This is a genomic window from Ruegeria sp. ABM4_193 (genome assembly GCF_056158705.1).
This window is the reverse complement of sequence record NZ_JBSWTT010000001.1, coordinates 2682069-2708107: the sequence shown is the minus strand read 5'-3', so window position 1 is coordinate 2708107 and position 26039 is coordinate 2682069. Positions and strand designations below refer to the sequence as shown.

General features: G+C 57.0%; 29 protein-coding genes, 2 tRNA genes and 1 riboswitch. Of the genes, 25 read left to right on the top strand and 6 right to left on the bottom strand.

Translation table 11 applies throughout. The features are described 5' to 3' along the window. Positions 1-15 precede the first annotated feature (15 nt). From ACXADZ_RS13545 to arsH, 5 genes are read left to right on the top strand one after another with little or no spacing between them, the layout of a single operon-like run. Positions 16-1017: a succinylglutamate desuccinylase/aspartoacylase family protein gene (locus ACXADZ_RS13545; RefSeq protein ID WP_475197089.1), complete on the top strand. Its 1002-nt coding sequence runs from the start codon at positions 16-18 to the stop codon at positions 1015-1017. Beyond that, entirely contained in the window at positions 983-1996 is a 1014-nt protein-coding gene (locus tag ACXADZ_RS13540; protein WP_475197088.1) for a threonine ammonia-lyase, read from the top strand. The genes ACXADZ_RS13545 and ACXADZ_RS13540 overlap by 35 nt, the downstream gene beginning before the upstream one ends. Beyond that, positions 1993-2658, top strand: a complete 666-nt coding sequence (locus ACXADZ_RS13535; RefSeq protein WP_475197087.1) for an aquaporin — start codon at positions 1993-1995, stop codon at positions 2656-2658. Before ACXADZ_RS13540 ends, ACXADZ_RS13535 begins: the two co-directional genes overlap by 4 nt. Beyond that, positions 2651-3841, top strand: a complete 1191-nt coding sequence (locus tag ACXADZ_RS13530) for a MalY/PatB family protein (protein WP_475197085.1) — start codon at positions 2651-2653, stop codon at positions 3839-3841. The genes ACXADZ_RS13535 and ACXADZ_RS13530 overlap by 8 nt, the downstream gene beginning before the upstream one ends. Next, a complete protein-coding gene (gene arsH, locus ACXADZ_RS13525; RefSeq protein ID WP_171676469.1) occupies positions 3838-4548 on the top strand; it encodes an arsenical resistance protein ArsH in 711 nt (236 codons plus the stop codon). The genes ACXADZ_RS13530 and arsH overlap by 4 nt, the downstream gene beginning before the upstream one ends. A 428-nt stretch (positions 4549-4976) precedes the next feature. Here the strand turns inward: arsH and ACXADZ_RS13520 are convergent, their stop codons facing one another. Beyond that, on the bottom strand, positions 4977-5930 hold the full coding sequence (locus ACXADZ_RS13520) for an AraC family transcriptional regulator (RefSeq protein ID WP_475197082.1): 954 nt from the start codon (positions 5928-5930) through the stop codon (positions 4977-4979). Positions 5931-6202: 272 nt separating this feature from the next. Between ACXADZ_RS13520 and ACXADZ_RS13515 the strand changes: the two genes are divergently transcribed. The 5 genes from ACXADZ_RS13515 (at position 6203) to ACXADZ_RS13495 (ending at position 12820) form a co-directional block, all read left to right on the top strand. Further along, positions 6203-8701 carry a sulfatase-like hydrolase/transferase gene (locus tag ACXADZ_RS13515; protein WP_475197080.1) on the top strand — a complete coding sequence of 833 codons (2499 nt, stop codon included), beginning with the start codon at positions 6203-6205 and terminating at the stop codon, positions 8699-8701. A 137-nt stretch (positions 8702-8838) separates the two neighbouring features. After that, positions 8839-9813: a mechanosensitive ion channel family protein gene (locus ACXADZ_RS13510; protein WP_475197078.1), complete on the top strand. Its 975-nt coding sequence runs from the start codon at positions 8839-8841 to the stop codon at positions 9811-9813. Further along, a complete protein-coding gene (locus ACXADZ_RS13505) occupies positions 9764-10969 on the top strand; it encodes an alpha/beta hydrolase (protein WP_475197077.1) in 1206 nt (401 codons plus the stop codon). The genes ACXADZ_RS13510 and ACXADZ_RS13505 overlap by 50 nt, the downstream gene beginning before the upstream one ends. A gap of 773 nt (positions 10970-11742) precedes the next feature. After that, a riboswitch (SAM-I-IV-variant riboswitch) is annotated at positions 11743-11852 on the top strand. Then, the gene (locus tag ACXADZ_RS13500; RefSeq protein WP_475197076.1) at positions 11850-12242 is read left to right on the top strand and encodes a hypothetical protein; all 393 of its coding nucleotides are present in this window, start codon (positions 11850-11852) and stop codon (positions 12240-12242) included. (Overlaps the previous riboswitch by 3 nt.) Then, positions 12239-12820: a hypothetical protein gene (locus ACXADZ_RS13495; protein ID WP_475197075.1), complete on the top strand. Its 582-nt coding sequence runs from the start codon at positions 12239-12241 to the stop codon at positions 12818-12820. The genes ACXADZ_RS13500 and ACXADZ_RS13495 overlap by 4 nt, the downstream gene beginning before the upstream one ends. A gap of 96 nt (positions 12821-12916) precedes the next feature. Here ACXADZ_RS13495 and ACXADZ_RS13490 read toward each other — a convergent pair. After that, positions 12917-12991: transfer RNA gene (locus ACXADZ_RS13490), tRNA-Thr, on the bottom strand. Between the two features lie 83 nt (positions 12992-13074). Between ACXADZ_RS13490 and ACXADZ_RS13485 the strand changes: the two genes are divergently transcribed. The 9 genes from ACXADZ_RS13485 to ACXADZ_RS13445 all read left to right on the top strand — a co-directional run bounded on the left by ACXADZ_RS13485 (position 13075) and on the right by ACXADZ_RS13445 (position 18885). Next, on the top strand, positions 13075-13230 hold the full coding sequence (locus ACXADZ_RS13485) for a hypothetical protein (protein ID WP_171188337.1): 156 nt from the start codon (positions 13075-13077) through the stop codon (positions 13228-13230). A 6-nt stretch (positions 13231-13236) separates the two neighbouring features. Then, positions 13237-14505, top strand: a complete 1269-nt coding sequence (gene murA / locus ACXADZ_RS13480) for a UDP-N-acetylglucosamine 1-carboxyvinyltransferase (RefSeq protein WP_475197074.1) — start codon at positions 13237-13239, stop codon at positions 14503-14505. Continuing rightward, on the top strand, positions 14502-14978 hold the full coding sequence (locus ACXADZ_RS13475; RefSeq protein ID WP_475197073.1) for a DUF2948 family protein: 477 nt from the start codon (positions 14502-14504) through the stop codon (positions 14976-14978). Before murA ends, ACXADZ_RS13475 begins: the two co-directional genes overlap by 4 nt. Further along, entirely contained in the window at positions 14979-15500 is a 522-nt protein-coding gene (locus ACXADZ_RS13470) for a GNAT family N-acetyltransferase (protein WP_475197071.1), read from the top strand. 61 nt (positions 15501-15561) lie between these two features. Continuing rightward, positions 15562-16863, top strand: coding sequence for a histidinol dehydrogenase (gene hisD / locus ACXADZ_RS13465; protein WP_475197070.1), 1302 nt, complete (start codon positions 15562-15564; stop codon positions 16861-16863). Between the two features lie 98 nt (positions 16864-16961). Beyond that, positions 16962-17441, top strand: a complete 480-nt coding sequence (locus tag ACXADZ_RS13460) for a UPF0262 family protein (protein ID WP_171091315.1) — start codon at positions 16962-16964, stop codon at positions 17439-17441. A 3-nt stretch (positions 17442-17444) separates the two neighbouring features. After that, positions 17445-17897 (top strand): arsenate reductase/protein-tyrosine-phosphatase family protein, encoded by a 453-nt coding sequence (locus ACXADZ_RS13455; RefSeq protein ID WP_171091313.1) that lies wholly within the window; start codon positions 17445-17447, stop codon positions 17895-17897. A gap of 3 nt (positions 17898-17900) precedes the next feature. Beyond that, entirely contained in the window at positions 17901-18299 is a 399-nt protein-coding gene (locus ACXADZ_RS13450) for a ketosteroid isomerase-related protein (RefSeq protein ID WP_475197069.1), read from the top strand. Next, positions 18292-18885: a GNAT family N-acetyltransferase gene (locus ACXADZ_RS13445; protein ID WP_475197068.1), complete on the top strand. Its 594-nt coding sequence runs from the start codon at positions 18292-18294 to the stop codon at positions 18883-18885. The genes ACXADZ_RS13450 and ACXADZ_RS13445 overlap by 8 nt, the downstream gene beginning before the upstream one ends. Positions 18886-18892: 7 nt before the next feature. Here ACXADZ_RS13445 and ACXADZ_RS13440 read toward each other — a convergent pair whose 3' ends face one another. From ACXADZ_RS13440 to ACXADZ_RS13430, 3 genes are all read right to left on the bottom strand, one after another. Beyond that, the gene (locus ACXADZ_RS13440; protein WP_475197067.1) at positions 18893-19108 is read right to left on the bottom strand and encodes a hypothetical protein; all 216 of its coding nucleotides are present in this window, start codon (positions 19106-19108) and stop codon (positions 18893-18895) included. 112 nt (positions 19109-19220) lie between these two features. Then, positions 19221-19874, bottom strand: coding sequence for a DUF1826 domain-containing protein (locus ACXADZ_RS13435; RefSeq protein ID WP_475197066.1), 654 nt, complete (start codon positions 19872-19874; stop codon positions 19221-19223). Next, positions 19871-21082: a GTP-binding protein gene (locus ACXADZ_RS13430; RefSeq protein WP_475197065.1), complete on the bottom strand. Its 1212-nt coding sequence runs from the start codon at positions 21080-21082 to the stop codon at positions 19871-19873. The genes ACXADZ_RS13435 and ACXADZ_RS13430 overlap by 4 nt, the downstream gene beginning before the upstream one ends. Before the next feature lie 271 nt (positions 21083-21353). Between ACXADZ_RS13430 and ACXADZ_RS13425 the strand changes: the two genes are divergently transcribed. From ACXADZ_RS13425 to ACXADZ_RS13400, 6 genes are all read left to right on the top strand, one after another. Further along, positions 21354-22229 (top strand): carbon-nitrogen hydrolase family protein, encoded by an 876-nt coding sequence (locus ACXADZ_RS13425; RefSeq protein WP_475197064.1) that lies wholly within the window; start codon positions 21354-21356, stop codon positions 22227-22229. A gap of 91 nt (positions 22230-22320) precedes the next feature. After that, complete coding sequence (gene infA, locus ACXADZ_RS13420) at positions 22321-22539, top strand: translation initiation factor IF-1 (protein ID WP_005978431.1); 219 nt, start codon at positions 22321-22323, stop codon at positions 22537-22539. Positions 22540-22550: 11 nt separating this feature from the next. Continuing rightward, positions 22551-23129, top strand: coding sequence for a Maf family protein (locus tag ACXADZ_RS13415; RefSeq protein WP_475197062.1), 579 nt, complete (start codon positions 22551-22553; stop codon positions 23127-23129). Continuing rightward, a complete protein-coding gene (locus tag ACXADZ_RS13410) occupies positions 23126-24148 on the top strand; it encodes a ribonuclease E/G (protein ID WP_475197060.1) in 1023 nt (340 codons plus the stop codon). Before ACXADZ_RS13415 ends, ACXADZ_RS13410 begins: the two co-directional genes overlap by 4 nt. Next, the gene (locus ACXADZ_RS13405; protein WP_171091294.1) at positions 24145-24327 is read left to right on the top strand and encodes a DNA gyrase inhibitor YacG; all 183 of its coding nucleotides are present in this window, start codon (positions 24145-24147) and stop codon (positions 24325-24327) included. The genes ACXADZ_RS13410 and ACXADZ_RS13405 overlap by 4 nt, the downstream gene beginning before the upstream one ends. A gap of 79 nt (positions 24328-24406) precedes the next feature. Then, positions 24407-24481: transfer RNA gene (locus tag ACXADZ_RS13400), tRNA-Phe, on the top strand. 92 nt (positions 24482-24573) lie between these two features. On the opposite strand, the gene ACXADZ_RS13395 is transcribed toward ACXADZ_RS13400, so the two are convergent. After that, a complete protein-coding gene (locus ACXADZ_RS13395) occupies positions 24574-25995 on the bottom strand; it encodes a metallophosphoesterase (RefSeq protein ID WP_475197058.1) in 1422 nt (473 codons plus the stop codon). Positions 25996-26039 lie beyond the last annotated feature (44 nt).

Below are 26039 nucleotides of genomic sequence, written 5' to 3'. Positions count from 1 at the left end.
CGAAATGAGGGGCGCATGAGCGGAACATCGATCACATCGGAAGTTGATTTTGAGGCGATAGGCAAACAGCAGGGCTACCTGCGGGTGCCGCATTCGGTCCATCGCTCCGCCTATGGGTGGATCCCGTTGCCGATCACTGTCCTGCGCAATGATGACGGACCGACACTGGTTGTTTCAGCCGGCGTGCATGGAGACGAATACGAGGGCCAGATCGCGGTGGCCAACCTTGCGCGCCAGCTCGACGCGTCCGATATCCGCGGACGGCTGATCTTGCTGCCGATGGTGAATCTTCCGGCCGCAGAGGCCGGTTGCCGAGTGTCCCCAATCGATGATGGCAACCTGAACCGGCTTTATCCGGGTGATCCGAAGGGAACGCCCTCTGAAATGATTGCGCACTATCATGAGGAGGTAATCCTGCCCTTGGCTGACTACGCGGTCGATCTGCATTCCGGCGGATCGTCTCTGATCTATCCCTCCACCGTTCTGCGAGGTCCGTCCCATTCGCCGGAAGAAGAACAGGGTTTGTCGCTACTGACTGAGGCCTTCGATCTGCCTTATGCGTGGGTGTTTACCAGTGGTGGTGGAAAAGACAGTTCAGCGCGGACGGCCATGGGGGCTGCCAACCGTAAGGGCGTCGTCAATGTCATGGCGGAACTTGGTGGCGGCAACTGCGTAACGCCGGACATTCTGCGCCAAACAGAGAGGGGGCTGCGACGGATCCTGCACGCCCTTGGTATGTTGCCTGGCCATGAACCCGATGAAGCGCAGGGCACACGTGCGCTCAATGCGAAGGGCTCTGTTTACGCCTATGACGCAGGCCTGTTCGAGCCGCTGAAAACCATCGGCGATGCTGTTGTTGCAGGCGAGGTCATCGCGCGGATCCATCATCCCGAAACTCCGGGCCGCGCCCCGGATGAGGTTACATCGCCCTACGACGGCATCGTTCTGGCGAAGCGCGCCATGGCACAGGTCAGGCGTGGCGATGCGCTCTGTCAAATCGCGGCGGATGCGGGTTGATATGGGGCGGCATCCGGTATCCCTCAGTGACATGCGCGAGGCAGCGACCGCCTTGGACGGCGTGGTGAGCCGCACGCCGCTGCTGGAAAACCCGGATGTGAACGCGATGCTCGGAGGGCGTCTGCTGCTCAAGGCCGAGAATATGCAGCGCACCGGAGCTTTCAAAATCAGAGGTGCCTATCATCGGCTTTTGAACCTGACGGATGAGGAGCGGGCGAGGGGCGCGGTGTCCTATTCCTCCGGCAACCACGCGCTCGGGCTGGCGCAGGCGGCCGCGATCATGGGAACCTCGGCAGTGATCGTCATGCCGTCGGACGCGCCCGAGGCCAAGCAAGCCGCCGTCCGGGCCATGGGGGCCGAGATCGCAACCTATGACCGCGACACACAGGACAGCGCGGATGTTGTGGCGCAGATCATCGCCAATACTGGGCGGATTGAAGTTCCCCCGAGTGCGCACCCGCAAATCCTGGCCGGGGCGGGAACCGCTGCTTTGGAAATTATTGAGGCCGCGGGCGGGCCGATTGATGCAGTCCTAATCCCCTGCGGCGGCGGCGGGCTCACGGCGGCGACGGCTGTGGTCATGGCAGAAGCCTCACCCGGAACCGAAGTCTTTGCCGCCGAACCAACGCTTTTCGATGATACGCGCCGCTCGCTCTCAACGGGCAAACGCGTGCCGAACCCAAAAGGCCAGCGAACCATCTGTGACGCAATCATGACGCCGATCCCCGGCGAAATGACCTTTGCCATCAATCGCGACCTTCTGGCCGGTGGCTTGACCGCCACGGATGACGAGGTACGAGGCGCAATGCGCTTTGCGTATCAACAATTCAAGATCGTGACAGAGCCCGGCGCGGTGGTGGGTCTGGCCGCCATTCTAAACGGACAGGTGCCGATTGAGAACCGCACCGTCGCGACCGTGATCACGGGTGGCAATATCGACCCCCTGCGCTTTGCACAGCTTTTGGAGACACCCCAATGACCCTTGATCGCCGCCTGATGGCCGAATGGCTCGGCACCTTTTCCCTGCTCGCGACAGTCGTCGGTTCCGGCATCATGGCCGAACGACTGGCAGGCGGCAACGTGGCGGTAGCCCTGTTGGGCAACACGATCCCCACCGGAGCGATCCTCGTTGTGCTGATCACCGTGTTCGGGCCTATCTCGGGTGCGCACTTTAATCCTGCCGTGACGCTGTCCTTTGTCTTGCGGCGCGAGATCGCACCAAAAGAAGCCACTCTCTATGTCATGGCGCAGATCTTCGGAGGCATCATAGGCGTGCTCGCGGCGCACGTCATGTTCGAACACCCGTTGATTGATGCCTCTACGACAGCGCGGACGGGCATTGGCCAATGGGCGGGCGAATTCGTTGCGACCTTTGGTCTGATTGGCACAATCCTTGCCTGCATCAAGGCGCGCCCTCAGGCGGTGCCGATGGCCGTTGGGCTATATATAACGGCGGCTTACTGGTTCACGTCTTCTACCTCTTTCGCCAACCCTGCCGTCACCATCGCGCGCGGGTTCTCGAACACTTTCGCTGGAATTGCGCCGGGAGACGTCGCCGCTTTCATTGCGATGCAGCTGGTCGCGGCTGTCCTCGCGACATGGTTCTTCCGCTGGATGCTTGAGGACGCGTCCGATGGCTGAGTTTGACTTTGATGAAGTGATCGACCGGCGCGTGGTTCCCGGTTTGAAGCACCATAAGATGGTACTGGGCGAGGACGGGATGGATCTATTTCCGGCAGGTGTCGCTGATATGGATTACCGCGTAGCCCCTTGCATCACTGATGCAATGGCAGAACGCGCCGCGCACGGCGTGTTCGGATACGAAACCGTGCCGGATGGCTTGATGCCTGCATTAACCGGCTGGCTGGAAAGCCGACATGGCTGGATAGTCGATCCCGCCCATATCCTGCGCTCGCCGAACATACTCAATGCGCTCTCCATGGCCGCGAACCTGTTCACCGAAGTGGGTGACGGGATTATCGTGCAGCCGCCCGTCTTCTTCGATTTTGCGGATATCATCGCCGAGAACGGCCGCGTTCTGGTCGAGAACCCTCTGATCCTGGAAGACGGTCGCTACCATATGGATTTTGATGGGCTGGAGCGGGCTGCGTGCGATCCGCGGGCGCGCATGCTCTTTCTGTGTAACCCGCACAATCCAGTGGGCCGTGTCTGGACCCGAGATGAGCTTGCCCGGCTGGGTGACATCTGCCGCCGCCATAGTGTTCTTGTTGTCGCGGACGAGATACATGGCGACATCACCTTTCCCGGCCATGCTTATACGCCCTTTGCCAACGTGTCAGAGGCGGATGCTCGCAACGCAATCATCTGCCTGTCGCCCGCCAAGAGTTTCAATATCGCCGCGTGCTGTTCGGCCTTCACAATCGTCCCTGATGAGGCCCGCCGACAGGCCTTTCAGGCCGAAAATAGCCGCCTCACGGTCAATAAAAACAACGCCTTTGCCTCTGTCGCCATGCAGGCGGCCTACGCCGAGGGTGGCCCATGGCTGGACGCTGCAAACCGGTACATTCTGGGCAACCTCGCTCTCGTGCGCACCCGTATCGCAAAGCTACAAGAGGTAAAGTTGATCGAGCCAGACGGCACGTTTCTGCTTTGGCTCGATTTCAGGAAACTGGGCCTCAAGCCGGATGAGCTAACAACCGTTCTTCGCGAAAAGGCCGGTTGGGCAATTACGCGAGGCATCGCTTTTGGCCCTCAAGGGGCTGGATTTGGCCGCATGAACATTGCTTGCCCAAGAAGTAAACTTATCGCGGCGTTGGAGACTCTGGAACGCGCAATGGCCGAGCACCGAAAGGACGCAACATGACCGACACGCCTCAGTTGTCCGAAGATCATTTCCAGCCATTCGCCAACGACCGGTTGTTTGCCGAAAAACGATCAACTCATGGACCGCGTATCTTGTTACTCTACGGCTCGCTCAGGCAGCGATCCTTCAGCCGACTAATGACCGAGGAAGCCGCACGTGTTTTGGAACGGCTTGGTGCGGAACCTCGCAGCTTTGATCCGTCCGGACTGCCGCTGCCGGACGATGCCGACGCCGACCACCCGAAAGTGCAGGAACTACGAGATCTCGTCACGTGGAGCGAGGGCATGGTCTGGTGTTCACCAGAACGCCACGGTGCCATGACCGGTATCATGAAGTCCCAGATTGACTGGATACCACTGTCCATTGGCGCAGTGCGCCCGACACAAGGCAAGACACTGGCGGTCATGCAGGTCTGTGGCGGCTCGCAAAGCTTCAACGCCGTCAATCAGCTTCGCGTTTTGGGGCGCTGGATGCGGTGCCTGACTATCCCGAACCAATCTTCGGTTCCGAAAGCGTTTCAACAGTTTGGCGACGACGACAGAATGAAGCCGTCCTCATATTACGACCGCATGGTCGATGTGATGGAAGAACTGGTGAAGTTCACGTTGCTGACCCGCGACGTGTCTTCTTACCTCGTTGATCGCTACAGCGAACGAAAAGAAACAGGCGAAGCGCTGATCGCGCGGGTCAACAGAACTGCAAGTTGATTTGCTGCCTAAGACAGCAACCAAAGTCCGCTTTGGTGAAGCTGCGCCGCGGCATTAGCCCGTCCGCTCAAGGTCTGGTTCGGGCCGTCCCCAACACCTACATCTGGGCCGTCAAGTAAGTTGCTGCGTCCGCTCCAACAACAGGAGTGAGCCCACTGCAGACCATGCTGAATAGAGCGGAACTAACGCGATGCGCGGTTTGCGGACATTGCACATGAAATAGGCAGCCGACTGCGATTTCTCGTGGATCGCCGCGTCGCTGCAATGCAGCTTCACCAAACCGGCCGTTGGCGCGCTGAGCCGCGCGATGGGCTAGGCGAATGACTGAGTTGCGGACGAAGCCGCCATGCGAGATGGAGCAGAAAAGTAACGTGCCATTCCACTCATCAATGTGACTGGCTATTGCCCCTGAAACCATATCAACACACTTACGGCTGGGTGTGCTGCCTGCGATAGCTGCTCGGCGTTTCACCCGTCCACCGTTTGACGGCACGGGAGAGGGTTTCTTGATTTGCATAGCCGAGTTCGTGCGACAATTCCCTCAGGGAAGTGCTGAGGTCGTTGCGAAGCCGATCGAGGGTTCTCTCAGTGCGCACCTTCTCTACAATCTGAGCGAGGGTCGTCCCTTCTTCTGAGAGTTGCCGTCTGAAACTTCGCTCGCTGGTTCCAGCTGCCGCAGCCATTCTGCCCTGGGTCGGTCGTGCTTTTCCGAGCATGCTTCCGACCAGTACTGCGACTTGATCTGAAAGAGTATGCCCCAAGCGTAAAGCAGTTTGGTTCGTCGCATCTATTTTGGTTGCGGCCTTTATCACTGCGTCTGAAAACGGAACACCTGAAACACTGTCGTCGATTAAGACGTTGAGGGCACGGTTTTCGGCCGCTTGCACGCGGTCCCCGAGCCAAGGTTTCAGGTGAGAAAGGCCGGTTTCCGGATGAGGTACCAACGCGACACGAGCGACAGACGGTGCTTGTCCTGTGGCCACGCTGCAGATCATATCGATCAGAGACGCAACGTATTGCTGAACGCAATGCACAACTTCCAAATCGCCGATGTCCATAGCCCACCCATCCGTGATTTGTAGCGCATGAGGCTCGTCAATGACGGAGAATATCTCATGCGTGGAATGATTAGGCATCTTCTTTGAAATCCTAAGAAAACCATCGCGGACCGTCGGTCCGACAAAGGCCGCGGCACCAATCAGGCCGATTTCGAAACCGCCACGACCATTCACCATCCGATGCGGGGCGTCGCGCCCCGCTTCCTTCGAAATCTCCACGAGAAACTGAACTGCACCGCGCAGCGGGATCGGCAGATAAGGGTCGCCATCAGGGACCCAATCCAGACCGGATTTCGCCAGTAGCCCTTCAAGATCAAGTTTCATGTCTGTCGCCCAACGGCGCATCGGATGAATCGATGCTGCGCGAATGAGGGGAATTGAATAAGCCACAGCATCGCTCCTTCTGTATGGAATTGATTTTGGCCGCTGAAGTCAAATCTTGGGTGCTCGCTTGATGTAAATCAATACTCGCGCCGTCCATTCTCCACATGTTCGCCAACTACGAGGAATCGGGACAGCACACCTGCCGAACAATCTCTGCACTTAGGTGTGCACCAACTCGCTATGAGCAATGAAAATTGAGTGGGAAAACACATATGATAAATTCCAATTTGACTGGCATGGTGGCAGCAGCTTCGGTTTTATTCGTAAGCCTTGGCGATTGCGCCCAATCTGAGACGCCTTCAGGTGCTCCAGGTGCAACGACAACAATTGATGGCAAGCAACTGCCACCTCCTCCTGCCGACTTTGGCGGCACCATTGAACCGCAAGCACTCAAATCGACTGAATACTGGCCACCGAGAGTGGTGCCACCGGAAGACGCGCCCAACGTGCTGCTGATCATCCTTGATGACGCAGGGTTTGGCGTGCCGAGCACCTTCGGCGGTGTGATTCCGACGGACACAATGGACGAACTCGCCGCAGAAGGTCTAAGCTTCACCAATATCCACTCAACCGCTTTATGCTCGCCGACGCGGGCGGCGCTCATCACCGGGCGCAACCACCACTCAGTCGGCTTTGGCGTAATCTCCGAGCAGTCAACCGGCTTTCCCGGCTACAACAGCATCATCCCCGAAAATAAGGCAACCATTGGCCGGATTTTGACGGACAACGGGTATGCGACGTCATGGTTCGGCAAAGACCACAACACACCCGCATTTGCAGCCAGCCAGTCTGGCCCCTTCGATAAATGGCCAACGGGCCTCGGGTTCGAGTATTTCTACGGCTTCGTCGGCGGTGACGCAAACCAGTGGCAGCCGAACCTCTTCCGCAATACGACGCAGATTTATCCCTATGACGGTGATCCGGAGTGGAACATGATCACGGGCATGGCGGATGACGCAATCCAACACATCACACGGCTGACGCAGATCGCACCCGAAAAGCCGTTCTTTGTAAAATACGCCCCAGGCGCGACCCATGCTCCGCACCATCCGACCAAGGAATGGGTCGAGAAGATCGAGGCAATGAACCTCTTTGACGACGGCTATGAAGCGTTGCGTCAGACGATCTTTGAAAACCAGAAGAAGCTGGGGCTTGTGCCGCAAGACGCGACCTTGACGGCATGGCCGGCGGACAAGATCAAGCCTTGGGATCAACTGACCGATGACGAGAAGAAGCTGTTCATCAAGCAGGTGGAGGTCTTTGCCGCTTATGCAGCTTACACCGACCATGAGATCGGTCGCGTTGTCGATGCCATCGACGATCTGGGCCGATTGGATAACACGCTGGTGATGTATATCAACGGTGATAACGGAACCTCCGCCGAAGGCGGCCCTCTGGGTACGCCAAACGAAGTTGCATGGTTCAACGGTATTTCGGCCATGCCCGCAAAGACCCAACTTCAGTGGTACGATGACTGGGGCACCGAAGAGACCTACAACCACATGTCCGCAGGTTGGTCATGGGCGTTTGACACACCGTTTGACTACTTCAAGCAAAACGCCAACCGGCTTGGCGGTGTGCGTCAAAACATGGTCGTAGCATGGCCCAACGGGATTGCCGACAAGGGCGGCATGCGGGACCAGTTCATGCATGTGATCGACGTGGTTCCGACAATCCTTGAAGTTGCAGGCATCGCCGAACCCGAAGAGGTGGATGGCATCGTTCAGTCGCCGATCGAAGGCACCAGCTTTGCCTATACATTCGACAAGGCAAACGCGGATGCACCCAGCCGTCACCGCACACAGTACTTCGAGATGATGGGCCAATGGGCGCTCTATCACGAAGGTTGGTTCCTGAGCACCAAGGTCAACCGGATGCCATGGGAAACCCCCAAGACACCCAACCCCGACCCGCTGAACAATCAGGAGTTCGAACTCTATGATCTCAGATCGGACATGAACCAGCAAAAGAACGTGGCCAAGGATCATCCGGAGAAGGTGGAAGAACTGAAAGCGATCTTCATCGAGGAAGCCAAAAAATACCAGGTTTTTCCGCTGGATGCCTCTGTGACGTCGCGCCTCGCCAAGCCGCGCCCCAGCATCACCGCAGGTCGCACCGAGTTTGTCTATACGCAACCAATGATTGGTGTGCCTCAGGGCGACTCGCCGAGTATCTTGAACTCGTCCTACACTTTCACGGCCGAGATCGAGGTGCCTGATGGTGGAGCAGAAGGGATGATCGTAACGTCGGGCGGCAGGTTCGCAGGCTACGGGTTCTACCTGAAAGACGGCAAACCGACTTTCACCTGGAACATGCTCAATCTTGAACGCATCCAGTGGCAAGGTGAAGACGCTTTGACACCAGGAAAACACACTGTCGTGTTCGATTTCAAATATGATGGACTGGGTGACGGGACACTGGCCTACGGTGATCCGAGCGGCATCGGACAAGGCGGAACCGGTACTTTGAGCGTGGATGGCAAGGTCGTCGCGACCAAGAAAATGAAGAACACCATCCCAGTTATTCTGCAGTGGGATGAATCGTTCGACATCGGACAGGATACGCTGACAGGGGTATATGACGACGACTACAAACCTCCCTTCAAGCTGACGGCCAAGCTCGACAAGCTGACGCTGAAAATCGACCGTCCTGAGCTGTCGGACGCCGACAAGAAACGGCTGGAAGACGCCATGCAACGCGCCAGTGACTAGCTAAGCTTGCCGGGCCGCGGACGGCTTCGGGGCCCGGCACTTCAGCTCTCAGTCAAACGTTCTCGACATTGAGGTCAAAAAGACAAAAGCCAACCTGGCGAGGACCAAAACGCACAGACTCGAAGGTACGAAAACGCATGGACCGTGAAATAAAACATGGACAGAAGTACTGGATCGGCCTTGGCCTTTTGACTGTTGGGTTTGGCTTGGCTGAGTTGTTCCTCAACGACGTCTTATTCCATGGAGAGACGAAAGAACTGACGTCAACGATGCGTGTCCTTGTCGTGCTTACAGTCGGCAGCGTCCTGTCGCTGCTGCTGACAGGGTGCTTGAGACGTCACTTGATGTCGCAACTAAAAGAGCCGGACCGCGAAGGCGAACAGTCGACCCGAACGCTGAGCGTCCTGCCGCTGATCCGAGCCATTCTCATATCATTTATACTCGTCTTGTCCGTGCTCGTCGCTCTGTCTGAGATTGGGGTGAACATCGGTCCAATGCTTGCGGGTGCCGGTGTTGCCGGAATCGTATTGGGCATGGGGGCACAGAGCCTCCTCAAGGATATTTTGGCTGGTATTTTCTTTGTGGTCGATGATGCCTTTCGTCTTGGCGAGTACGTCGAGATTGGTGAGACGCGCGGTACCGTTGAGAAGATCTCCTTGCGTTCCATGCAAATCCGGCACCATCGGGGGGCTCTGCAAACACTCCCCTATGGCGCAATTCAGTCGGTCAAGAATCTGAGCCGAGATTGGGTCATTACGAAACTGGAATTTCAGGTGCCGCACGACAGCGACATCATGAAAATCAAACGAGTGATCAAGCAGGTTGCCAAGGAAATTGAACAGGATGAGTATTTTGGCCAGCAAATGCTGGCTCCGGTAAAGTTCCAAGGTATTTACGGCGTTGACCTTTATGGGCTGACTGTTCGCGTCAAGTTTACAACTTTGCCGGGGGAACAGTTTCTCATCCGGCGAGAAGTCTACAGGCTTGTCCAACAAGGTTTCGCAGAAAACGGAATAGAGTTTGCCGAACGGACGGTTAAAGTTGATCGAACCGACGACATAATTGCTACCGCTGACGACATCGAGGCACCGCGTGTACCGGCTGTTCGCTGATGTAATGTGTATCAGTGGATCATCTTCAGTGTTTGATAAGCTAACCGGAAAGAACCTGGCCATGCGAATTTTGACTTTGATATTTATCGTTTCTGTGACAACCCTTAGCGGCTGCGGTGTACGTGGAACTCTGGCTCTGATGCCGGAACAAGCTACGCCGACACGTGAAAGAACAGTGTTGGTCGCTGCCTCCCGGACACCAGCCCCACCCCCTGATTTTTTTGCCGAAACTCGGTCCTATCAAACCAGCTATTCCAAGTTTGAAATCTCCATACCGCCCGAACGAGAGATTGGTGAAGTTAACTATCCCAGAGGCGACGACGTTGATCCGAAGACTGAATTTCTTGTCTCTTCTATGTCACGGCTCGACAACGAACAGGCCTTTGTGCGTGCGATCAATGCCGAGGCCAGCCAACTTCCAGCAGGTGAGCGGCAAGGCTTTGTCTTTGTGCACGGCTTTAACACAAACTCGGCGGAGGCTGTCATACGTGCCACGGCTCTGGCAGAAGACACCGGGCGCGAAGGTGTCGAGGTTGTCTATTCCTGGCCGTCAGCTGGAAGTGTGCTCAAGTACCTGGATGACCGCGAAAGCGCGCTGTTCGCCCGGGATTCGTTCAACGAGACATTGACGGCCATGTCGGCGTCGCGTCTGTCGAACTATCTGGTTGTCGCCCATTCCATGGGGAATTTTGTGGCAATGGACACGATGCGTGAATTGGCCCAGCAAAACAAAACGTCGGTTCTGAGGAAAGTAAGAGCGTTGGTCCTCATATCAGCCGATCTGGATATTGATGTCTTTCGCAAGCAAGCAAAGCCCGTCCTCGATCAAGGCATACCCATTGTGCTGCTCACAACGAACGATGATCTGGCGCTCAGCCTGTCTTCAAAAATCCGGCGGCAGGGGGATAGAGTTGGCGACATTACGTCCGTGTCGGAGCTTGGTGGCCTGCAGGTGGCCGTATTCGATTTGACCAATATTCAATCCGGCGATCCACTCAAACACTTTAAGATCGGCACGTCTCCGGAGGTTCTTAAATTTCTGAAGTCGCTGCACCAGTCAGGAGGCGGCGTCATCAGCGGCGAAGCGACAGGTCGCGTCATTACTATCGATGCGGAAACACTGGAAGCTCAGACCGGCGTTGTTCTGACGCAGTAAGTGCGTATCGCGCCCTGCAATTTACCGGGCCAGCAATTTGGTAAGCTCTCATCGGACACATCTCAAAATTTGATTATTGCTTCTGAAAGAGAAACGAAGTTTTTCCATGTGCGTTAAAAATTCGAGCGGATTTCTGCTCACTTGGGGTTATTCTTTGCACGGTAAATGATTGTGGTGGGGTAACCAGGATTAATTTAAGCAATGTCTGGGCGACGCGACTTCCAAAGCGTCGCCCAATTTAACTCAGAGATACGGCGAAAGCGCAATACTGAGGCGAAAAAGTGCCCGCCTAGCGTCCGCTTCGGGCTCGACCCGGGCATCCGAATGTTTCGGTCAGAAATTGGATACTTGAACGACCGCTTCTTCTTTCGTCCGGCTTTCTCTTTTGCACCCGCAGCAGCCTCCAGTAGCGCCTTCAGAGACGCGAGCCACGGTCGCGAACTGCAGATACCAGCCGTTCAAGCCGGAAAGCTGTACGTCGGCAAGGTCCGCAAGTGAGACATCGGCCGCCAAAATCTTGCTGCGGTTGGGACGAACGGCAGCTTTTCCTTCTGCGATGCGGCTATCGGCTTCACTTGTGGCATTGCTGCAGCTGCGAGTGTCAGCGCCGTGTCACTCTCGGTTTGGGCTCAATACCGTCATCTGAAGCTTTTGGTCCGATGATGGCTGTCGGCGCATAACAGACCATTTGCAGGTTTTTGTCGCGCGCCAGTGTTCTTAAGCTCTCCGAATTTATAGGGTCCTTATAGGAAGTCCCATCTTCCCAACCCAAACCAAAGCATGAAGAGCGCCGGACAATTCCGTCCGGCCACCAACCGGCACTCCACCGGTGGTTTTCGCACGTTGCGGCATGCGCTTCAGTTGAAGAAGGGGATCAGCAATGGCTGACATCAACACACTGCTCGGATGGTCTGAGCTAATCCCGTGGGGCCAAGACCGTGACCCACATGCCAAACCCGATAACATCAAACCTGAGACATGGGTTCGGTCTGACCTGATCGTGCGGCCCGAGCAGGTAGAGACGGCACAACAGCTAGGCTACCCAATCTATTACCCGGATCAAATCTGGCGCGTACGTGACGGTGAGAGTTTTGTTCTGGACTGTCCCGACGCAATAGCCACGCACCATGTGGCGAGTTGGTACCGTCTCTGGGCGGGCGAACTGCCGGACGAGATTGAAGAAGACACTGATGCCCCGATCTCTGACGAGCTTTCAGAGGAAGAACTGCTGCGTGCCCTTATCAACGCCCAAGTCGAAGGAGGTCGAGTATGAGCATTCACATGGCGGGCTCCGGTGAGGAGCAGATCATCGATCCAGCACAGGCCGAGCAGGATGACGCACTGGCCAAGGCGCTGACGCAGTCCGACCTACAACACCGCCGTCATGACCTCAACGCCGTCCGTCAAATTCACCGGGTGGCCGAGGCCTACAACAAGGTGGTCTATGGCATCGGTGGTCATGACATCGACATCGATCCACCTGCAGTGTCCGAGCGCCAGTGGCGATGTGTCCTGAAGTTGGCCGCGACGTTCATCCAGAGCGGTGGCACCATGACCCCTGCGCAGGTGCGTCACGAGTGGGCGATCCACATGGCGCAGGAGGATACCCTGCAATACCTCAACAACGACCTGCTTGTCCCGTTCGAGGAACTGGATGCGCGCGGACAACTGATGGAGCGTGCTGGTACCGAGGCGATGCGTCGGGCGATGAACCCTCCACTGATCATAGAAGACTATACAGTGCTGACGGACGAGGCTTTGCTGTATCAGGTGCACGCGAATGACGATCAGGTTGCTGCAGGCGAGTTGGCGCGGCGTCGGGTGCTGAAAGCGGTGTCGCAGCATAAATGAGAGGGTAGCGGGGACCCTACGGGGACCCGAGCCAATACATCGGCAATTGTGCTCGCCGATAGCATCTCTAGTGAGCTGTAATTGATAGGTTAATTATGGTGCTGCTGGAGAGAATTGAACTCTCGACCTCTCCCTTACCAAGGGAGTGCTCTACCTCTGAGCTACAGCAGCGCTGTGGGCGGGTGATTAGACTCAAACGAAACGCGGCGCAAGGGTGTCTGGACGGTTTTTTTCGCCTCCTGTAGAGAAAGATCATGACAGATAAAAATTCACCCAAAAAACAAGGCAAATCCGGGGAAGCGCGGGAAGAGCGTTTGAAGGCGGCGCTGAAGGCGAATATGGCGCGGCGCAAGGCGCAGGCCAAGGCGCGGGCGGCCTCGGGGGACAAAGCCGATAAGGACGAGGGATAAGAGCAGATGGATTCGATTCTTGTAACGGGCAACGGCCCGCTGAACGGGCAAATTCCGATCGCGGGGGCCAAGAACGCGTGCCTGACGCTGATGCCCGCAACTTTGCTGAGCGAAGAACCGCTGACGCTGACCAATGCGCCGCGACTGAGCGACATCAAAACCATGACCGCCTTGCTGCAATCGCTGGGGGCCGAAGTGTCTTCGCTGCAGGACGGGCAGGTGATCGCAATGTCGAGCCACAGCCTGACCAGTCAGACAGCTGACTATGACATCGTGCGCAAGATGCGCGCATCGAACCTGGTGCTTGGCCCTTTGTTGGCGCGCTTTGGTCAGGCGGTTGTGTCACTGCCTGGTGGGTGCGCGATCGGCGCGCGTCCTATGGACCTGCATGTCGAAGGGCTTGAGGCGTTGGGTGCAGAGATCGAACTGAAAGACGGGTATCTGCACGCCAAGGCCCCGGGCGGGTTGAAAGGCGCGGTGCATGAGATGCGCTTTGCCTCGGTTGGGGCAACTGAAAACATCGTCATGGCTGCGACGCTGGCCAAGGGAACCACTGTTCTGAAGAATGCCGCGCGCGAGCCTGAGATCGTCGATCTGGTCGAATGTCTGCGCAAGATGGGGGCCCAGGTTTCAGGCGAGGGGACCTCGACCATTGAAATCCAGGGTGTCGACCGGTTGCATGGTGCCACGCATCAGGTCGTTACGGACCGGATCGAACTGGGTACCTATATGCTGGCTCCGGCGATTTGCGGCGGTGAGGTTGAGTTGCTGGGCGGGCGTATGTCTCTGGTCGAATCCTTTGCCGAGAAGCTGGACGCAGCAGGAGTCAGCGTCGCGGAAACCGAAAAGGGACTGAAAGTGGCGCGCAAGAATGGTCGCGTTCAGGCCGTGGATGTGGTGACAGAGCCGTTTCCGGGCTTCCCAACGGACCTTCAGGCGCAGATGATGGCGCTGATGTGCTCTGCCGAAGGAACCTCGGTGCTGGAAGAACGCATTTTCGAAAACCGATTCATGCACGCGCCCGAATTGGTGCGCATGGGCGCGAATATCGAGGTGCATGGCGGTACGGCCACTGTCACGGGTGTTGAAAGCCTGAAAGGTGCGCCTGTTATGGCAACGGACCTGCGCGCCTCGGTCTCGCTGATTCTGGCGGGGCTGGCGGCAGAAGGTGAAACAACGGTCAGCCGGGTCTATCATCTGGACCGCGGATATGAGCATGTGGTGCGCAAGCTGGAAGGCGTGGGTGCAAAAATCGAACGGATCAAGGGCCAATGACAGACGCAAGTTTTGAAGACGGGCGCGAGGCCCCATTAAATCTTGGTGCCGAGGACGGCGACGACCTTCAGGTCATCTCAACCCTGGCGCAGGACGCGGTTTTCCCGGTGACCGAGATGAAATGGCATCCGTCGCAGCGCCGTTTTGGCCTGTTGCTGAACCGCTTTCGCTGGGAAGATAAGGACGCGGCCACCCGCCGTGATCGCCCGTTCGAGCGTGTGCAGTCCGTGCTGGTCTTTGATTCGGTCCTTTCCGTGGCCAGCCAAGGCGTTGATCGAAGTGACACAGATATGATTATGTCCCTTCTCTCGGTCGATTTCGAAGCGGGTAAGGATGGCGCTGGTCAAATCTTGCTGACATTGGCGGGCGACGGTGTGATCCGTCTTAAGGTCGAAGCCGTCGACGTGACCCTCAAGGACGTAACCCGCCCCTATCAGGCCCCGTCGGGTCAGGCCCCACATCACCCCGAATAGATGCAGAACAAGCGCGGTATCTCTCAGGCGTTTTCCAAACCGTCAGGAGGCGTCGCGCTGCGTCCGGCCACCGTATTCGACGTGTTCGACATCAGCCAGGTGTTGATCCGGTCGATCGCGCAGCTTTGTGTGGCCGACCACAATAATGATCCTGGCCATTTGAAAAAATGGACAGCAAACAAGGATCCGGAAACCATCCGGGGTTGGTTCAAATCAGGGTCGCAGATCTGGGTGGCCGAGCATGAAGGGCAGGTGGCTGCCGTCGGAGGTTTGTTCGAGACTGGGAAGATCACCTTGCTTTACGTTGATCCGGGTCATGTGGGCAGCGGGGTTGGGGCCGCTCTGCTCAGTCAGTTGGAACAGCAACTGGCTGCGTGCGGTTGCACCGAAGCGCATCTTGATGCGACCCGGACGGCACGGGAGTTTTACCTACGCCATGGTTGGGAAGATACCGGACGGTGCAGTGACCGCCAGGATTTGTCCTGCTTGGCGATGCGCAAATCGTTGCACCCTGGCGACTGAGGGTTGAGACCCGACCCTCGCAGCGATATGTCCCATGGCGCAACGCCCGGAGTGCCTGATCATGCCCGTTTTCCTCGACACCACATCGCCCGATTTTGAGAGTGCCTTCCAAACGCTGCTGTCAGCAAAGCGCGAAGACAGCCCGGATGTGGACGCAGTCGTGGCTCAGATCATCGATGATGTTCGCAACCGCGGTGACGCGGCGGTCATCGAGTTGACTGCTAAATTTGACAGGCTAGAGCTGACACCTGAAACACTAGCATTCAGCGCGCAAGAAATCTCAGACGCGGTGGCTGAGGTTGGGGCGGAAGATCGTACGGCGCTGGAACTTGCCGCATCCCGCATCCGATCTTACCACGAAAAACAGATGCCCACCGATCACAGCTGGACGGACGAAGCCGGAGCCACGTTGGGTTGGCGTTGGTCTGCGGTCTCTGCTGCAGGGCTGTACGTGCCGGGTGGTCTGGCCTCCTATCCGTCGTCGGTGTTGATGAACGCCATTCCGGCCAAAGTGGCAGGTGTGGAGCGGCTGGCCATTGTGGTGCCTACGCCGGATGGACAAGTGAACCCGCTGGTGCTGCTGGCCGCGCAATTGGCGGGCGTGGACGAGATCTATCGCATCGGCGGAGCGCAGGCTGTGGCAGCGCTGGCCTATGGCACCGACACCATTGTGCCGGTCGACAAAATCACCGGCCCGGGCAATGCCTTTGTCGCAGCCGCCAAACGGCGCGTCTTTGGTAAGGTCGGAATCGACATGATCGCTGGCCCGTCGGAAATTCTGGTTATTGCCGACAAGGACAATGACCCCGACTGGATCGCGCTGGATTTGCTCAGTCAGGCCGAACATGACGAAAGCGCGCAATCCATTCTGATCACCGATGATGCCACTTTCGGTCAACGCGTAGCTGAGGCAGTCGAAAAACGCCTCGAAACTCTGCAACGTCGCGCCATCGCTGGGGCAAGTTGGCGTGACTTCGGCGCAATCATCACGGTCGGTGATCTGGACGAGGCTGCAACATTGTCCAACCGCATCGCCCCAGAACATCTGGAACTGTGCGTCGCAGACCCGGTGGCGTTGAGCGAGAAGACAATCCACGCCGGGGCGATTTTTCTGGGTCAATACACGCCCGAAGCCATCGGCGACTATGTCGGCGGCCCAAATCACGTGCTGCCGACTGCCCGGTCTGCTCGGTTCTCATCGGGTCTCAGCGTGATGGATTTCCTCAAACGCACGACGCTTAGCCAGATGACCCCCGAAGCGCTGCGCGCCATCGGACCGCGCGCCGAACAACTGGCCCATTCAGAAAGCCTTGAGGCGCATGGCTTGTCGGTTACGGCCCGGCTGAACCGCTTGAATGGTTGAATTGACGCAAAGACCGGGCCCATATGGCGTTTCTGTGCGTTGCTACGCGAATTTCGTTGTTATAGGTCTGTGCTGACACAAGGATTGTAGCTGTAAAGATGACCCGCATCTCGCATATCGAACTGGATGACCGAAACCTGCCTCCGCCGACGCCAGAGATCGAGCAGGAACGCAAGGTTGCCATCTATGATTTGCTGGAAGAGAACAGTTTCTCTCTACCCAAACGCGATGACCGCGTTGTGCCCGATGGGCCCTATCACCTGCAATTGTCGATCCGCGACAAGCGGCTGGTCTTTGACGTTGCAACAGAGGAAGAGCAGAAAGCGGCGGAATTTCATTTATCGCTCGGCCCCTTTCGGCAAGTGGTCAAAGACTATTTCCAGATCTGCGAAAGCTATTTCGACGCGGTGAAATCGCTGCCGCCCAGCCAGATCGAAACCATCGATATGGCCCGACGTGGCATCCACAACGAAGGCAGCCGCGTCTTGCAGGAGAGGTTAGAGGGTAAAGCCGATGTAGACACCGACACCGCCCGCCGCCTCTTCACGCTGATTTGCGTGCTGCATTTCGGAGGCTAACGGGTGACGCCTCTGCCGCAGTCGATCCTGTTCTGTTGCGACCACAACTCGGTTCGGTCCCCGATGGCCGAGGGCATCATGAAGAAATTCTACGGCACCGGCACCTATGTGCAGTCTGCCGGAGTTCATAACGATCTTGATATTGACGGTTTCTGTATTTCTGTATGCCACGAAATCGGCGTCGAGTTGTCCCGCCACCGCACTCGATCCTTCGACGAGATGGAAGAGTGGGGCGACGACCTCAGCTCGTTCGATCTGATTGTCGCCTTGTCACCTGCCAGTCAGCGCAAAGCGCTGGAACTGACCCGGATTTTTCACCTCGATGTCGATTATTGGCCAATAATGGACCCTACCGGGATGGGTGAGACGCGAGAAACCAAGCTACACCACTACCGACAGACCCGCGATCAGATCATCAAGCATCTGAAAGACCGCTGGGGCGAACCAACGGAGTGACCCATGAACCAGACCGTTCAAACCTATTTCGAGGCATTCAACGCCGGTGATGTCGATGGCATGTTGGCCTGTTTGTCCGACGACGTGGCCCATCACATGAACGAGGGCCAAATCCGTGTGGGCAAGGAAAAGTTCGCGGCCTTCTGCGCCCATATGAATCGCTGCTACAAAGAGAATCTGACCGATATCGTCGTTTTCGACGCCCAAGGTGGCACCCGCGCTGCGGCCGAATTCGTCGTGAACGGCACCTATCTGGAAACCGACGAGGGCCTGCCCGAAGCGCACGGCCAGACCTATCGCCTGCCTGCCGGATCATTCTTTGATCTGAAAGACGGCAAAATCACCCGCGTCACCACTTTTTATAACCTTGCGGACTGGACCAAACAGGTCTCGAATGGCTGAGGTCAGCGCTGTCCGCCCCCTGACCGGAGCGGCGCTTGAAGCCGCTTTGGACGATGTCGCCCGTCTGCGGATCAAGGTCTTTCACGACTGGCCTTATCTCTATGATGGCGACCTCGAATACGAGCGTAAATACCTGCAGTCCTATCGCGAGAGCGATCAGGCCATCGTGGTGGGTGCTTTCGACGGCGACCGCCTGATCGGCGCGTCAACCGGTGCCCCCCTGACGGATCACGCCGAAGATTTCGCCGCAGCGTTTGAAGGCACAGGCCTTGAGTTGGGCGACATCTTCTATTGCGCAGAGTCGGTACTGTTATCGGAGTATCGTGGGCAAGGTGTCGGCCACAAATTCTTTGACGAACGTGAAGCCCATGCTCGCCGTCTTGGGTTCTCCAAAGCTGCATTCTGCGGGGTGCAACGCCCGGACGACCACCCGATGAGACCTGCACAATACCGCCCGCTCGACACCTTCTGGCGCGCGCGTGGTTACACGCCTCTACCCGGTGTCATTGCACAGTTTTCCTGGAAAGACATTGGAGAAGACGGCGAGACGCTCAAACCGCTACAGTTCTGGATCAGGGATCTATAGGCACCATTTACGGTGCGCGCCTACGGCTTAAGAAACCGTATTTCACGGCCCAAGCCCGAAGCGAGAGGCGTTTGCGCTTGTCTTGTTTCACGGCTTTCTCGGATTGCTGACCGCCTTTGCGGTTGAACTCATAGACGTCAATGACACGCTCGGCGCATCCGCAGGCTTCACCCATCCCAACCTTGGCGAAATAGAACTTCTCGAATTCTTCCTGTTTTTGCATCACCAGCCTCCTTCGTACATTCAAGCACGTCAGACCGCAGATGCCAATTCACGTTCCCGTCTGTGCAGGACTTAGAGCAGGTCCCGGGCAGAGCATGCCCGGGCATTTGTTTTCAGTGCCCCAAGATCGGGTCAAACTCACTTTCAGGGTCAAGGACCGGATCCAGAACAAGCACCAACCGCGTCTCGCCCGTGCCTTCAATCGGAGGCGAGCGGTGCAGAAAACCGGGGTCTGGTTGTGCGGGCCAGAGCGTGCCACGTAACAGAATTGGTGCGCCGGTTGGGGTCGTGAAAACGCGCGATGGGTCTGCGCCACCTGTCGAGACCCCATATTGCGTTCCCGTTCCCTTATAGGTGCATACGAGGCGCGCGGTCACGGCATCGATGTGGAACCTGCGGCATGCATTGGTCGTTATCACGTCCAACCGCAGCCGCAGCCATTTCGCGTTCATCAGACCGGCAAAGATATCGGACAGAGCTGCAACGTCATCCACCAGCCGGTCGCGCTCTGCACCCGGTGGGGTGCCGCGCGCGTCGCATACCTCAGAAACAGCCTCGCGCACCAACTCGGGGCGTAGGATTACGCGGGTTTTGGGCAGTTGTTCGGGTTCGAGCCCATTTAGCCACGATTGAAAACCCTGCAAAGGTTGTCTGTTCCATACGGCCGCTGCGCAGCCGGGCTGATGAATCGCTGAAAGACTGTCCGGCGTAGTGCAAATCTCGATCCCCATAGCCGCGTCTTGGGCGATGTTCTGAACAATGCTCATGCCGCAGCCTCGGCACGGCGCCAGATCGGGAAGGGGTCTGGCAGCTTTGGCAGGTCTTCAAGACGGCTTGCAGCGACAGCGGGCAGCAGTGCTGTATCCAATCGGGCTTTCAGTTTAGGCCAGTCGATACCGCTGCCGATGAATACGATCTCTTGCCGACGATCGCCCCAGGGTTCTTGCCAATGGGCCTGCATGTACGCGCGTGCGCTTTCATGATCAGGGCGGCGGTCTTCGGGCACTGTTGCCCACCAAGTGCCCAGAGGCTGCACGGACGACAACGCGCCTGCCAGTGAAAACTCGGCCACCCAGTCCGGGCGCGTGGCGATCCAGAAATGACCCTTGGCCCGGATCACACCAGGCAGATCTCCGTTCAAGATTTCAAGGATCTTTTCGGGGATAAAGGGCTGCCGCGCCCGGTAGACATAGCTGGTAACGCCATATTCCTCGGTTTCCGGTACGTGATCGGCAAATCCATACAGCTCTTTAGCCCACATCGGGTGCTCATGCGCCTTTTCGAAGTCGAACAGCCCGGTATCCAGAATTTCGTCTGCTGCAACATCTGAGTGGTTGGTTTCAATAATCTTAGCATCCGCGTTCAAACTGCGGATGATCTTGCGCGCAGCATCCACGCGGTCCGGCTCGGCGTCGGCAACCTTGTTCAAAATGACCACATCGGCAAATTCGATCTGATCGGTCAGCAAATGTACCAACGTGCGTTCATCTTCTTCGCCCATGGTCTCGCCCCGGTCACGCAGGAAATCATGGCTTGAGAAGTCATTGAGCAGATTGACCGCGTCTACAACCGTCACCATCGTGTCCAGGCGTGAAACATCCGACAGGCTTTCGCCAAGCTCATCGCGGAAATCGAAAGTTGCCGCTACGGGCAGAGGCTCGGAGATACCGGTGGATTCGATCAACAGGTAATCAAACCGACCTTCGGATGCCAGTCTCCGCACCTCGTCCAACAGATCGTCGCGCAAAGTGCAGCAGATGCAGCCGTTCGACATTTCGACCAACGTCTCGTCTGTGCGGGAAAGCTCGGTATCAGCGCGAACAAGATCGGCGTCGATATTCACTTCGGACATGTCGTTGACAATCACGGCCACCCGGCGGCCATCGCGATTGTTGAGTACGCGGTTCAAGAGGGTTGTTTTGCCCGCGCCCAGAAAGCCGGACAGTACTGTGACCGGAAGTCGGGTGTCACTCATGGAATGTGCTCCTGTGTATATGGCTCGTTTCGGGGCGCAGGCGGTTGCCTATCCTCTCCCGCTATAAATTGCCGATCATGTAATGTTATTACATTATTAATGACAAGCCGGTTTTTGACGGGTTATCGTTTGATTGCTGAACCAGCGTCTCGCAAAACCTCCACAGCGTTTGAGTGCGGGCCAGAAGGACGGTGCGGAAACAAATGCCCTGTACATGCCGCGCCGTCCTCTTCTAGTGTCGCGGCAACTGAGTCTTAGTAGATGCCAAATCATGAAAATCGCCACTGCCGCTTACGATCTCAGCTGGCTCGACAGTTGGGCACAGTATGAAGACAAATTGGACCGCTGGGTCGCCGAAGCCGCAGGGCAGGGGGCCGAATTGCTGGTCTTTCCCGAATACGGAGCGATGGAGCTTTCGACCCTCGATGGGGTCGAGGTGGCAGGCGATCTGGAACGCTCGATCCATTCAGTGTCTGAGCGAATGGGGGATGTGCAAACTCTGCACAGCCGCCTTGCGAAGACATACAACACATACATTCTGGGCGCTTCCGCCCCGGTTGTGGATGGCCACGGTCGTCCAGTGAACCGCGCCGCGTTCTATGCGCCGGACGGCGCTTGCGACCATCAGGACAAGCAGATCATGACCCGGTTCGAGCGTGAAGATTGGGACATTGCCCCCGGTGGTCCGCTGAAGCTGTTCAACACCGCGCTGGGCAAGATCGGGGTGCTCATCTGTTATGACAGCGAGTTCCCTTTGTTGGGCCGCGCCTTTAGCGAGGCGGATCTGATCCTTGTTCCGTCCTGCACCGAAGCCCTTTCCGGCTATTGGCGTGTCCGCATCGGAGCGATGTCAAGAGCATTGGAAAATCAATGTGTTACAGTGATGGCTTCGCTGGTCGGAAATAACGAATGGTCCGAGGCCGTGGACAAAAACACTGGTACGGGTGGCATATTCGGCCCGCCGGACAAGGGCTTTCCAGCCACAGGAGTGCTGGCCGAAGGCGTGCTGAACCAACCCGGCTGGACCTATGCCGAGGTCGATTTGGAAGCAATTGCACATGTCCGTGCGGACGGCCATGTGCTGAACCGCACTCATTGGCAGGAACAAGCCCCCCGAGTCGAATCGGTCACAATATCCAGCCTTTAGGTGATTCCGCCCTTGAAATAAGGGCGAAATAGGCTCATTTAAGCGCACATCCCCGCAGATTCTGCGGGTGCAACGTAATGATGGAGACAACATGGCCAAGGAAGATACGCTCGAATTTCCCGGTGTCGTGAAGGAACTCCTGCCTAATGCGACGTTTCGGGTCGAGCTGGAAAACGGCCATGAGATCATCGCACATACGGCAGGCAAGATGCGCAAGAACCGCATCCGTGTTCTGGCCGGCGATAAAGTCCAGGTCGAAATGACCCCGTACGATCTGACCAAAGGTCGGATCAACTACCGCTTCAAGTAACGCCTGCCGCAATGGCGTTTATTTTAGGATCGGGCAGCCCGAGACGGCTGGACCTGCTGGCCCAGCTTGGTGTGCAGCCCGATGCCATCCACCCCCCTGACATCGACGAAACACCGCTGAAAGGCGAGCTTCCGGTTCCCTATTGCAGCCGTATCACACGCGAAAAAGTGAAGGCGGTACAAGCGGATAGCGATGACATCACGTTGTGCGCAGACACCACCGTTGCTTTAGGGCGTCGCATTCTGGGTAAACCCGAAGATGCAGGCCAGGCCGCCGAATTTCTGCACGCGTTGTCCGGTCGCCGTCACCGGGTCATAACCTCGGTCGCGATACGGCGTGGGGAGCGAATATTGCAGCGTGACGTCGTCTCGCAGGTGAAGGTCAAGCGCCTGTCGGATGTCGAAATCAACGCATATCTGGCGACAGGGGACTGGCAGGGCAAAGCGGGTGCCTATGCCATTCAAGGCCCCGCAGGCGCGTTCATTCCCTGGATTTCAGGGTCGTTCACCGGCATTGTCGGACTGCCGCTGTCCGAAACCGCCGCCCTGCTACAGGGTATCGGCTATCCGTTATATCGCGAGGCATCATGAAGGGCCGCACTATCGTTCTGGACCATATCGAGGACCGCGAAGCCGCGGCCCTTATGGTTGACGGCAAGCTTGATGACTTCCTGATTGCAGCGGACGCGCCTACGCCCGGTACGATCTATCGCGCCCGTGCCGACCGTCCGGTCAAAGGGCAGGGGGGTATGTTCCTGACAACCCCGGATGGGCCTGCCTTCTTGCGACAAGTCAAAGGGTTGGCCCCTGGTGCCATGCTTCTGGTGCAGGTGAGTGGTTATGCCGAACCAGGCAAAGCCATTCCAGTGAGCAACCGGATCCTGTTTAAAAGCCGCTATGCCATTGTCACGCCCGAAGCGCCGGGCCTGAACATTTCGCGCAGCATCAGGGATGAAGAAGTCCGTGACCGGTTGCTGGAAATTGCACACGAACAGATGGGTGACAGCCGTTACGGCCTGATCCTTCGCTCCTGCTGCGTGGGTGCGGATGCGGATGACATTGCCGAAGACATCTCGGCCATGTTGGCGCAAGCGGATCAGGTGATGAATGACGATGGCACCGAACCAGAGATTCTGAGTGAAGGCGACAGCCCTCACATACTGGCCTGGCGGGACTGGACAGACCCGGCCGAGGTTGTCACGCGGGCCGGAGGCTTCGAAACTCATGGTGTGCTGGACGCGTTAGATGTTGCGCATGGTGTTTCCGAACCTTTGCCGGGTGGCGGATATCTTTATATCGAACCTACGCGCGCATTGGTTGCAGTGGATGTGAATACCGGCGCGGACACATCCTTGGCGGCTGGTACCAAAGCCAACTTTGCCTGTGCCAAGCTGTTACCCCGCGCCCTGCGCGTGCGTGGATTGGCAGGGCAGATCACCCTGGATTTGGCACCGATGCCCAAGAAGGACCGGCGTGGTTTTGAATCCGCTCTGCGCGCTGCTTTCAAGTCGGATCCGGACGAGACGATTCTGGTAGGCTGGACCCCGCTGGGACATTTCGAACTGCAACGCAAACGCAGCCGTTTGCCGCTGGCGGAGATCCTGAAATGAGCTGCCCGATCTGCGGAGAAGACACAGTGCAGAAGTTCCGTCCGTTCTGCTCAAAACGCTGCGCAGACATTGATTTGGCCAAGTGGCTGAACGGTTCTTACGCAGTCCCTTCGCAGCGCGAAGACGACCTTGAAGCAGACGCTGAAGCCCAAGACCTTATGCCGAAACGACCGCACTGAAAAAATGTAAAAAAGCCTCTGGACACTGCCGGTGGCAAGTCATAGAACGCCTCCACCTAACGACGAATGTCGTTCCCGTGCCCGGGTAGCTCAGGGGTAGAGCAGTGGATTGAAAATCCTCGTGTCGGTGGTTCGATTCCGCCCCCGGGCACCATTTTGCAATCAGCTATGCAAAACTTGTCGGCAGGTGCTTTTCCGCAGACTGAGCAGTCTCATGACGTTCCGACAATCAACTGCACGCCGACGCTAACTGGTATCACCTGCGTTTTTCAGAAAACTGGCCAGTCGTGTGTTGTGCTGTTTGACGGCAACGGCGGCGGCTTTGGAAAAGTCTGACCAAGGCCAGTTCTGGGGGTCAATGGATTTGGACAGTTGTGAAAACAGCGGATTGTCTGCGTCGTCCGTCGTCTCGGCGATTTGGACCGAAACGCGATAGTCCGAGGTGTCGTCACCCTCGTTATACATACGCAGCGAGGCAAGGTTGGCGTCATCGTCGATCAACACAATCGCGCCTCCGATGAGCGGTTTGACCTCAGGGCTGTCCACGACCCATCCACCGCTGTTGTAGGCGGCGAAACTTGCGGCAAAGAAATGCTCCAACGGCATGATTGCTTCAAAAGGCTTGTGAGTGTGCCCAAAAACAAGTGCTACGTTTGACGGAACTGTCTCGCCAAATTCCGATCTGATTTGCTCTTGAACCGGAACCTGCATGAACCGCTTGACGCCTGCGCCATCGTCGCTGAGCAACGTGTCAGTCTGCCCGCGTTCAAAATAATCAGTGACCAACGCGCTGACCATTTCGCCGACGCCCTTGGCAAGTGTTTTCCCAGTCTCACCGCCTTTTTTCAGAACCAGATTTCGGGCTGCACTGCCCAGCAGTGATCCAATCGCCTTGGGGCTGTTTTCAGTGTTGTAAACGTTTTCCTCATCGACACCGATGTGGCCAGAACGGCCAAGAACGGACCAGACAAAGTCAATCCAGGCAAAGTTCTGGGCTTCCCAGGCTTCCATCGTCTCAGGCGGTGTTGTTTTCGGGTAGAGGAGATCCGCAAATTCGCTGACCATCAGATATGCGTCTTCGATAAAGTGCCCGTGGCTGACCACAATAAGCGTGTCGCCGGATGTGATGGCGTAATTGGGATAAACGGTTTTGATCTTGACGTCAGCAAGCCAGGGAAGACTGTGTGCGATTGCGTTGACAAAATAGCTGGGAACACCATCGGGTTCGCGCATCGGAGTGATGTGCGGTGGGCGGGGCAGGGCGGTGCTCCAATCTGCTGAGCTTAGACAATCCGCATATTGTCGCTCTCGGCAGGTTTCCCAAAGATGATGGTCATGATTGCCGGGAATGAACACAATCTCGGGGTCGAAAAGCCGGGCGGCGGGATCTTCCGGCATGGTCAGCTCAAGAAAGTGGCGAAAGGCCATCGCAGCCACGTTTTCCGTACTGAAGGCCAGATCGAAAATATCCCCGTTCAAAATGAGTGTCGGCAGGCGATCACCTGAATTGTCGTTGATGAGGTGCCTCAGGCAGTTCGCCAGGTGTATCAGAACATCGCTGGGGTGCATCGGATCAACACTGCCGTCCGTCGCGTTCAGGCGCGTCAAAATGCTGTTATCTGCCCCAAAATGCATATCTGAAAGACAGACATATCTGATGTCGCCCATAATCCACCCAAAACATGTTTAAACTACGATTTATTGCGTCGCAT

Excerpts from the sequence above, each read along its gene's own strand:
- hisD (WP_475197070.1), top strand. The coding sequence starts at position 15,562 with ATGCCCGTTTTCCTCGACACCACATCGCCCGATTTTGAGAGTGCCTTC.
- ACXADZ_RS13470 (WP_475197071.1), top strand. The coding sequence starts at position 14,979 with ATGCAGAACAAGCGCGGTATCTCTCAGGCGTTTTCCAAACCGTCAGGA.
- ACXADZ_RS13545 (WP_475197089.1), top strand. The coding sequence starts at position 16 with ATGAGCGGAACATCGATCACATCGGAAGTTGATTTTGAGGCGATAGGC.
- ACXADZ_RS13395 (WP_475197058.1), bottom strand. The coding sequence starts at position 25,995 with ATGGGCGACATCAGATATGTCTGTCTTTCAGATATGCATTTTGGGGCA.
- ACXADZ_RS13500 (WP_475197076.1), top strand. The coding sequence starts at position 11,850 with ATGGCTGACATCAACACACTGCTCGGATGGTCTGAGCTAATCCCGTGG.
- ACXADZ_RS13430 (WP_475197065.1), bottom strand. The coding sequence starts at position 21,082 with ATGAGTGACACCCGACTTCCGGTCACAGTACTGTCCGGCTTTCTGGGC.
- ACXADZ_RS13410 (WP_475197060.1), top strand. The coding sequence starts at position 23,126 with ATGAAGGGCCGCACTATCGTTCTGGACCATATCGAGGACCGCGAAGCC.
- ACXADZ_RS13475 (WP_475197073.1), top strand. The coding sequence starts at position 14,502 with ATGACAGACGCAAGTTTTGAAGACGGGCGCGAGGCCCCATTAAATCTT.
- ACXADZ_RS13440 (WP_475197067.1), bottom strand. The coding sequence starts at position 19,108 with ATGCAAAAACAGGAAGAATTCGAGAAGTTCTATTTCGCCAAGGTTGGG.
- murA (WP_475197074.1), top strand. The coding sequence starts at position 13,237 with ATGGATTCGATTCTTGTAACGGGCAACGGCCCGCTGAACGGGCAAATT.
- ACXADZ_RS13510 (WP_475197078.1), top strand. The coding sequence starts at position 8,839 with ATGGACCGTGAAATAAAACATGGACAGAAGTACTGGATCGGCCTTGGC.
- ACXADZ_RS13450 (WP_475197069.1), top strand. The coding sequence starts at position 17,901 with ATGAACCAGACCGTTCAAACCTATTTCGAGGCATTCAACGCCGGTGAT.
- ACXADZ_RS13425 (WP_475197064.1), top strand. The coding sequence starts at position 21,354 with ATGAAAATCGCCACTGCCGCTTACGATCTCAGCTGGCTCGACAGTTGG.
- ACXADZ_RS13540 (WP_475197088.1), top strand. The coding sequence starts at position 983 with ATGCGCTCTGTCAAATCGCGGCGGATGCGGGTTGATATGGGGCGGCAT.
- ACXADZ_RS13520 (WP_475197082.1), bottom strand. The coding sequence starts at position 5,930 with ATGAAACTTGATCTTGAAGGGCTACTGGCGAAATCCGGTCTGGATTGG.
- ACXADZ_RS13435 (WP_475197066.1), bottom strand. The coding sequence starts at position 19,874 with ATGAGCATTGTTCAGAACATCGCCCAAGACGCGGCTATGGGGATCGAG.
- ACXADZ_RS13405 (WP_171091294.1), top strand. The coding sequence starts at position 24,145 with ATGAGCTGCCCGATCTGCGGAGAAGACACAGTGCAGAAGTTCCGTCCG.
- ACXADZ_RS13495 (WP_475197075.1), top strand. The coding sequence starts at position 12,239 with ATGAGCATTCACATGGCGGGCTCCGGTGAGGAGCAGATCATCGATCCA.
- ACXADZ_RS13460 (WP_171091315.1), top strand. The coding sequence starts at position 16,962 with ATGACCCGCATCTCGCATATCGAACTGGATGACCGAAACCTGCCTCCG.
- ACXADZ_RS13415 (WP_475197062.1), top strand. The coding sequence starts at position 22,551 with ATGGCGTTTATTTTAGGATCGGGCAGCCCGAGACGGCTGGACCTGCTG.
- ACXADZ_RS13530 (WP_475197085.1), top strand. The coding sequence starts at position 2,651 with ATGGCTGAGTTTGACTTTGATGAAGTGATCGACCGGCGCGTGGTTCCC.
- ACXADZ_RS13445 (WP_475197068.1), top strand. The coding sequence starts at position 18,292 with ATGGCTGAGGTCAGCGCTGTCCGCCCCCTGACCGGAGCGGCGCTTGAA.
- ACXADZ_RS13485 (WP_171188337.1), top strand. The coding sequence starts at position 13,075 with ATGACAGATAAAAATTCACCCAAAAAACAAGGCAAATCCGGGGAAGCG.
- ACXADZ_RS13515 (WP_475197080.1), top strand. The coding sequence starts at position 6,203 with ATGATAAATTCCAATTTGACTGGCATGGTGGCAGCAGCTTCGGTTTTA.
- arsH (WP_171676469.1), top strand. The coding sequence starts at position 3,838 with ATGACCGACACGCCTCAGTTGTCCGAAGATCATTTCCAGCCATTCGCC.
- infA (WP_005978431.1), top strand. The coding sequence starts at position 22,321 with ATGGCCAAGGAAGATACGCTCGAATTTCCCGGTGTCGTGAAGGAACTC.
- ACXADZ_RS13535 (WP_475197087.1), top strand. The coding sequence starts at position 1,993 with ATGACCCTTGATCGCCGCCTGATGGCCGAATGGCTCGGCACCTTTTCC.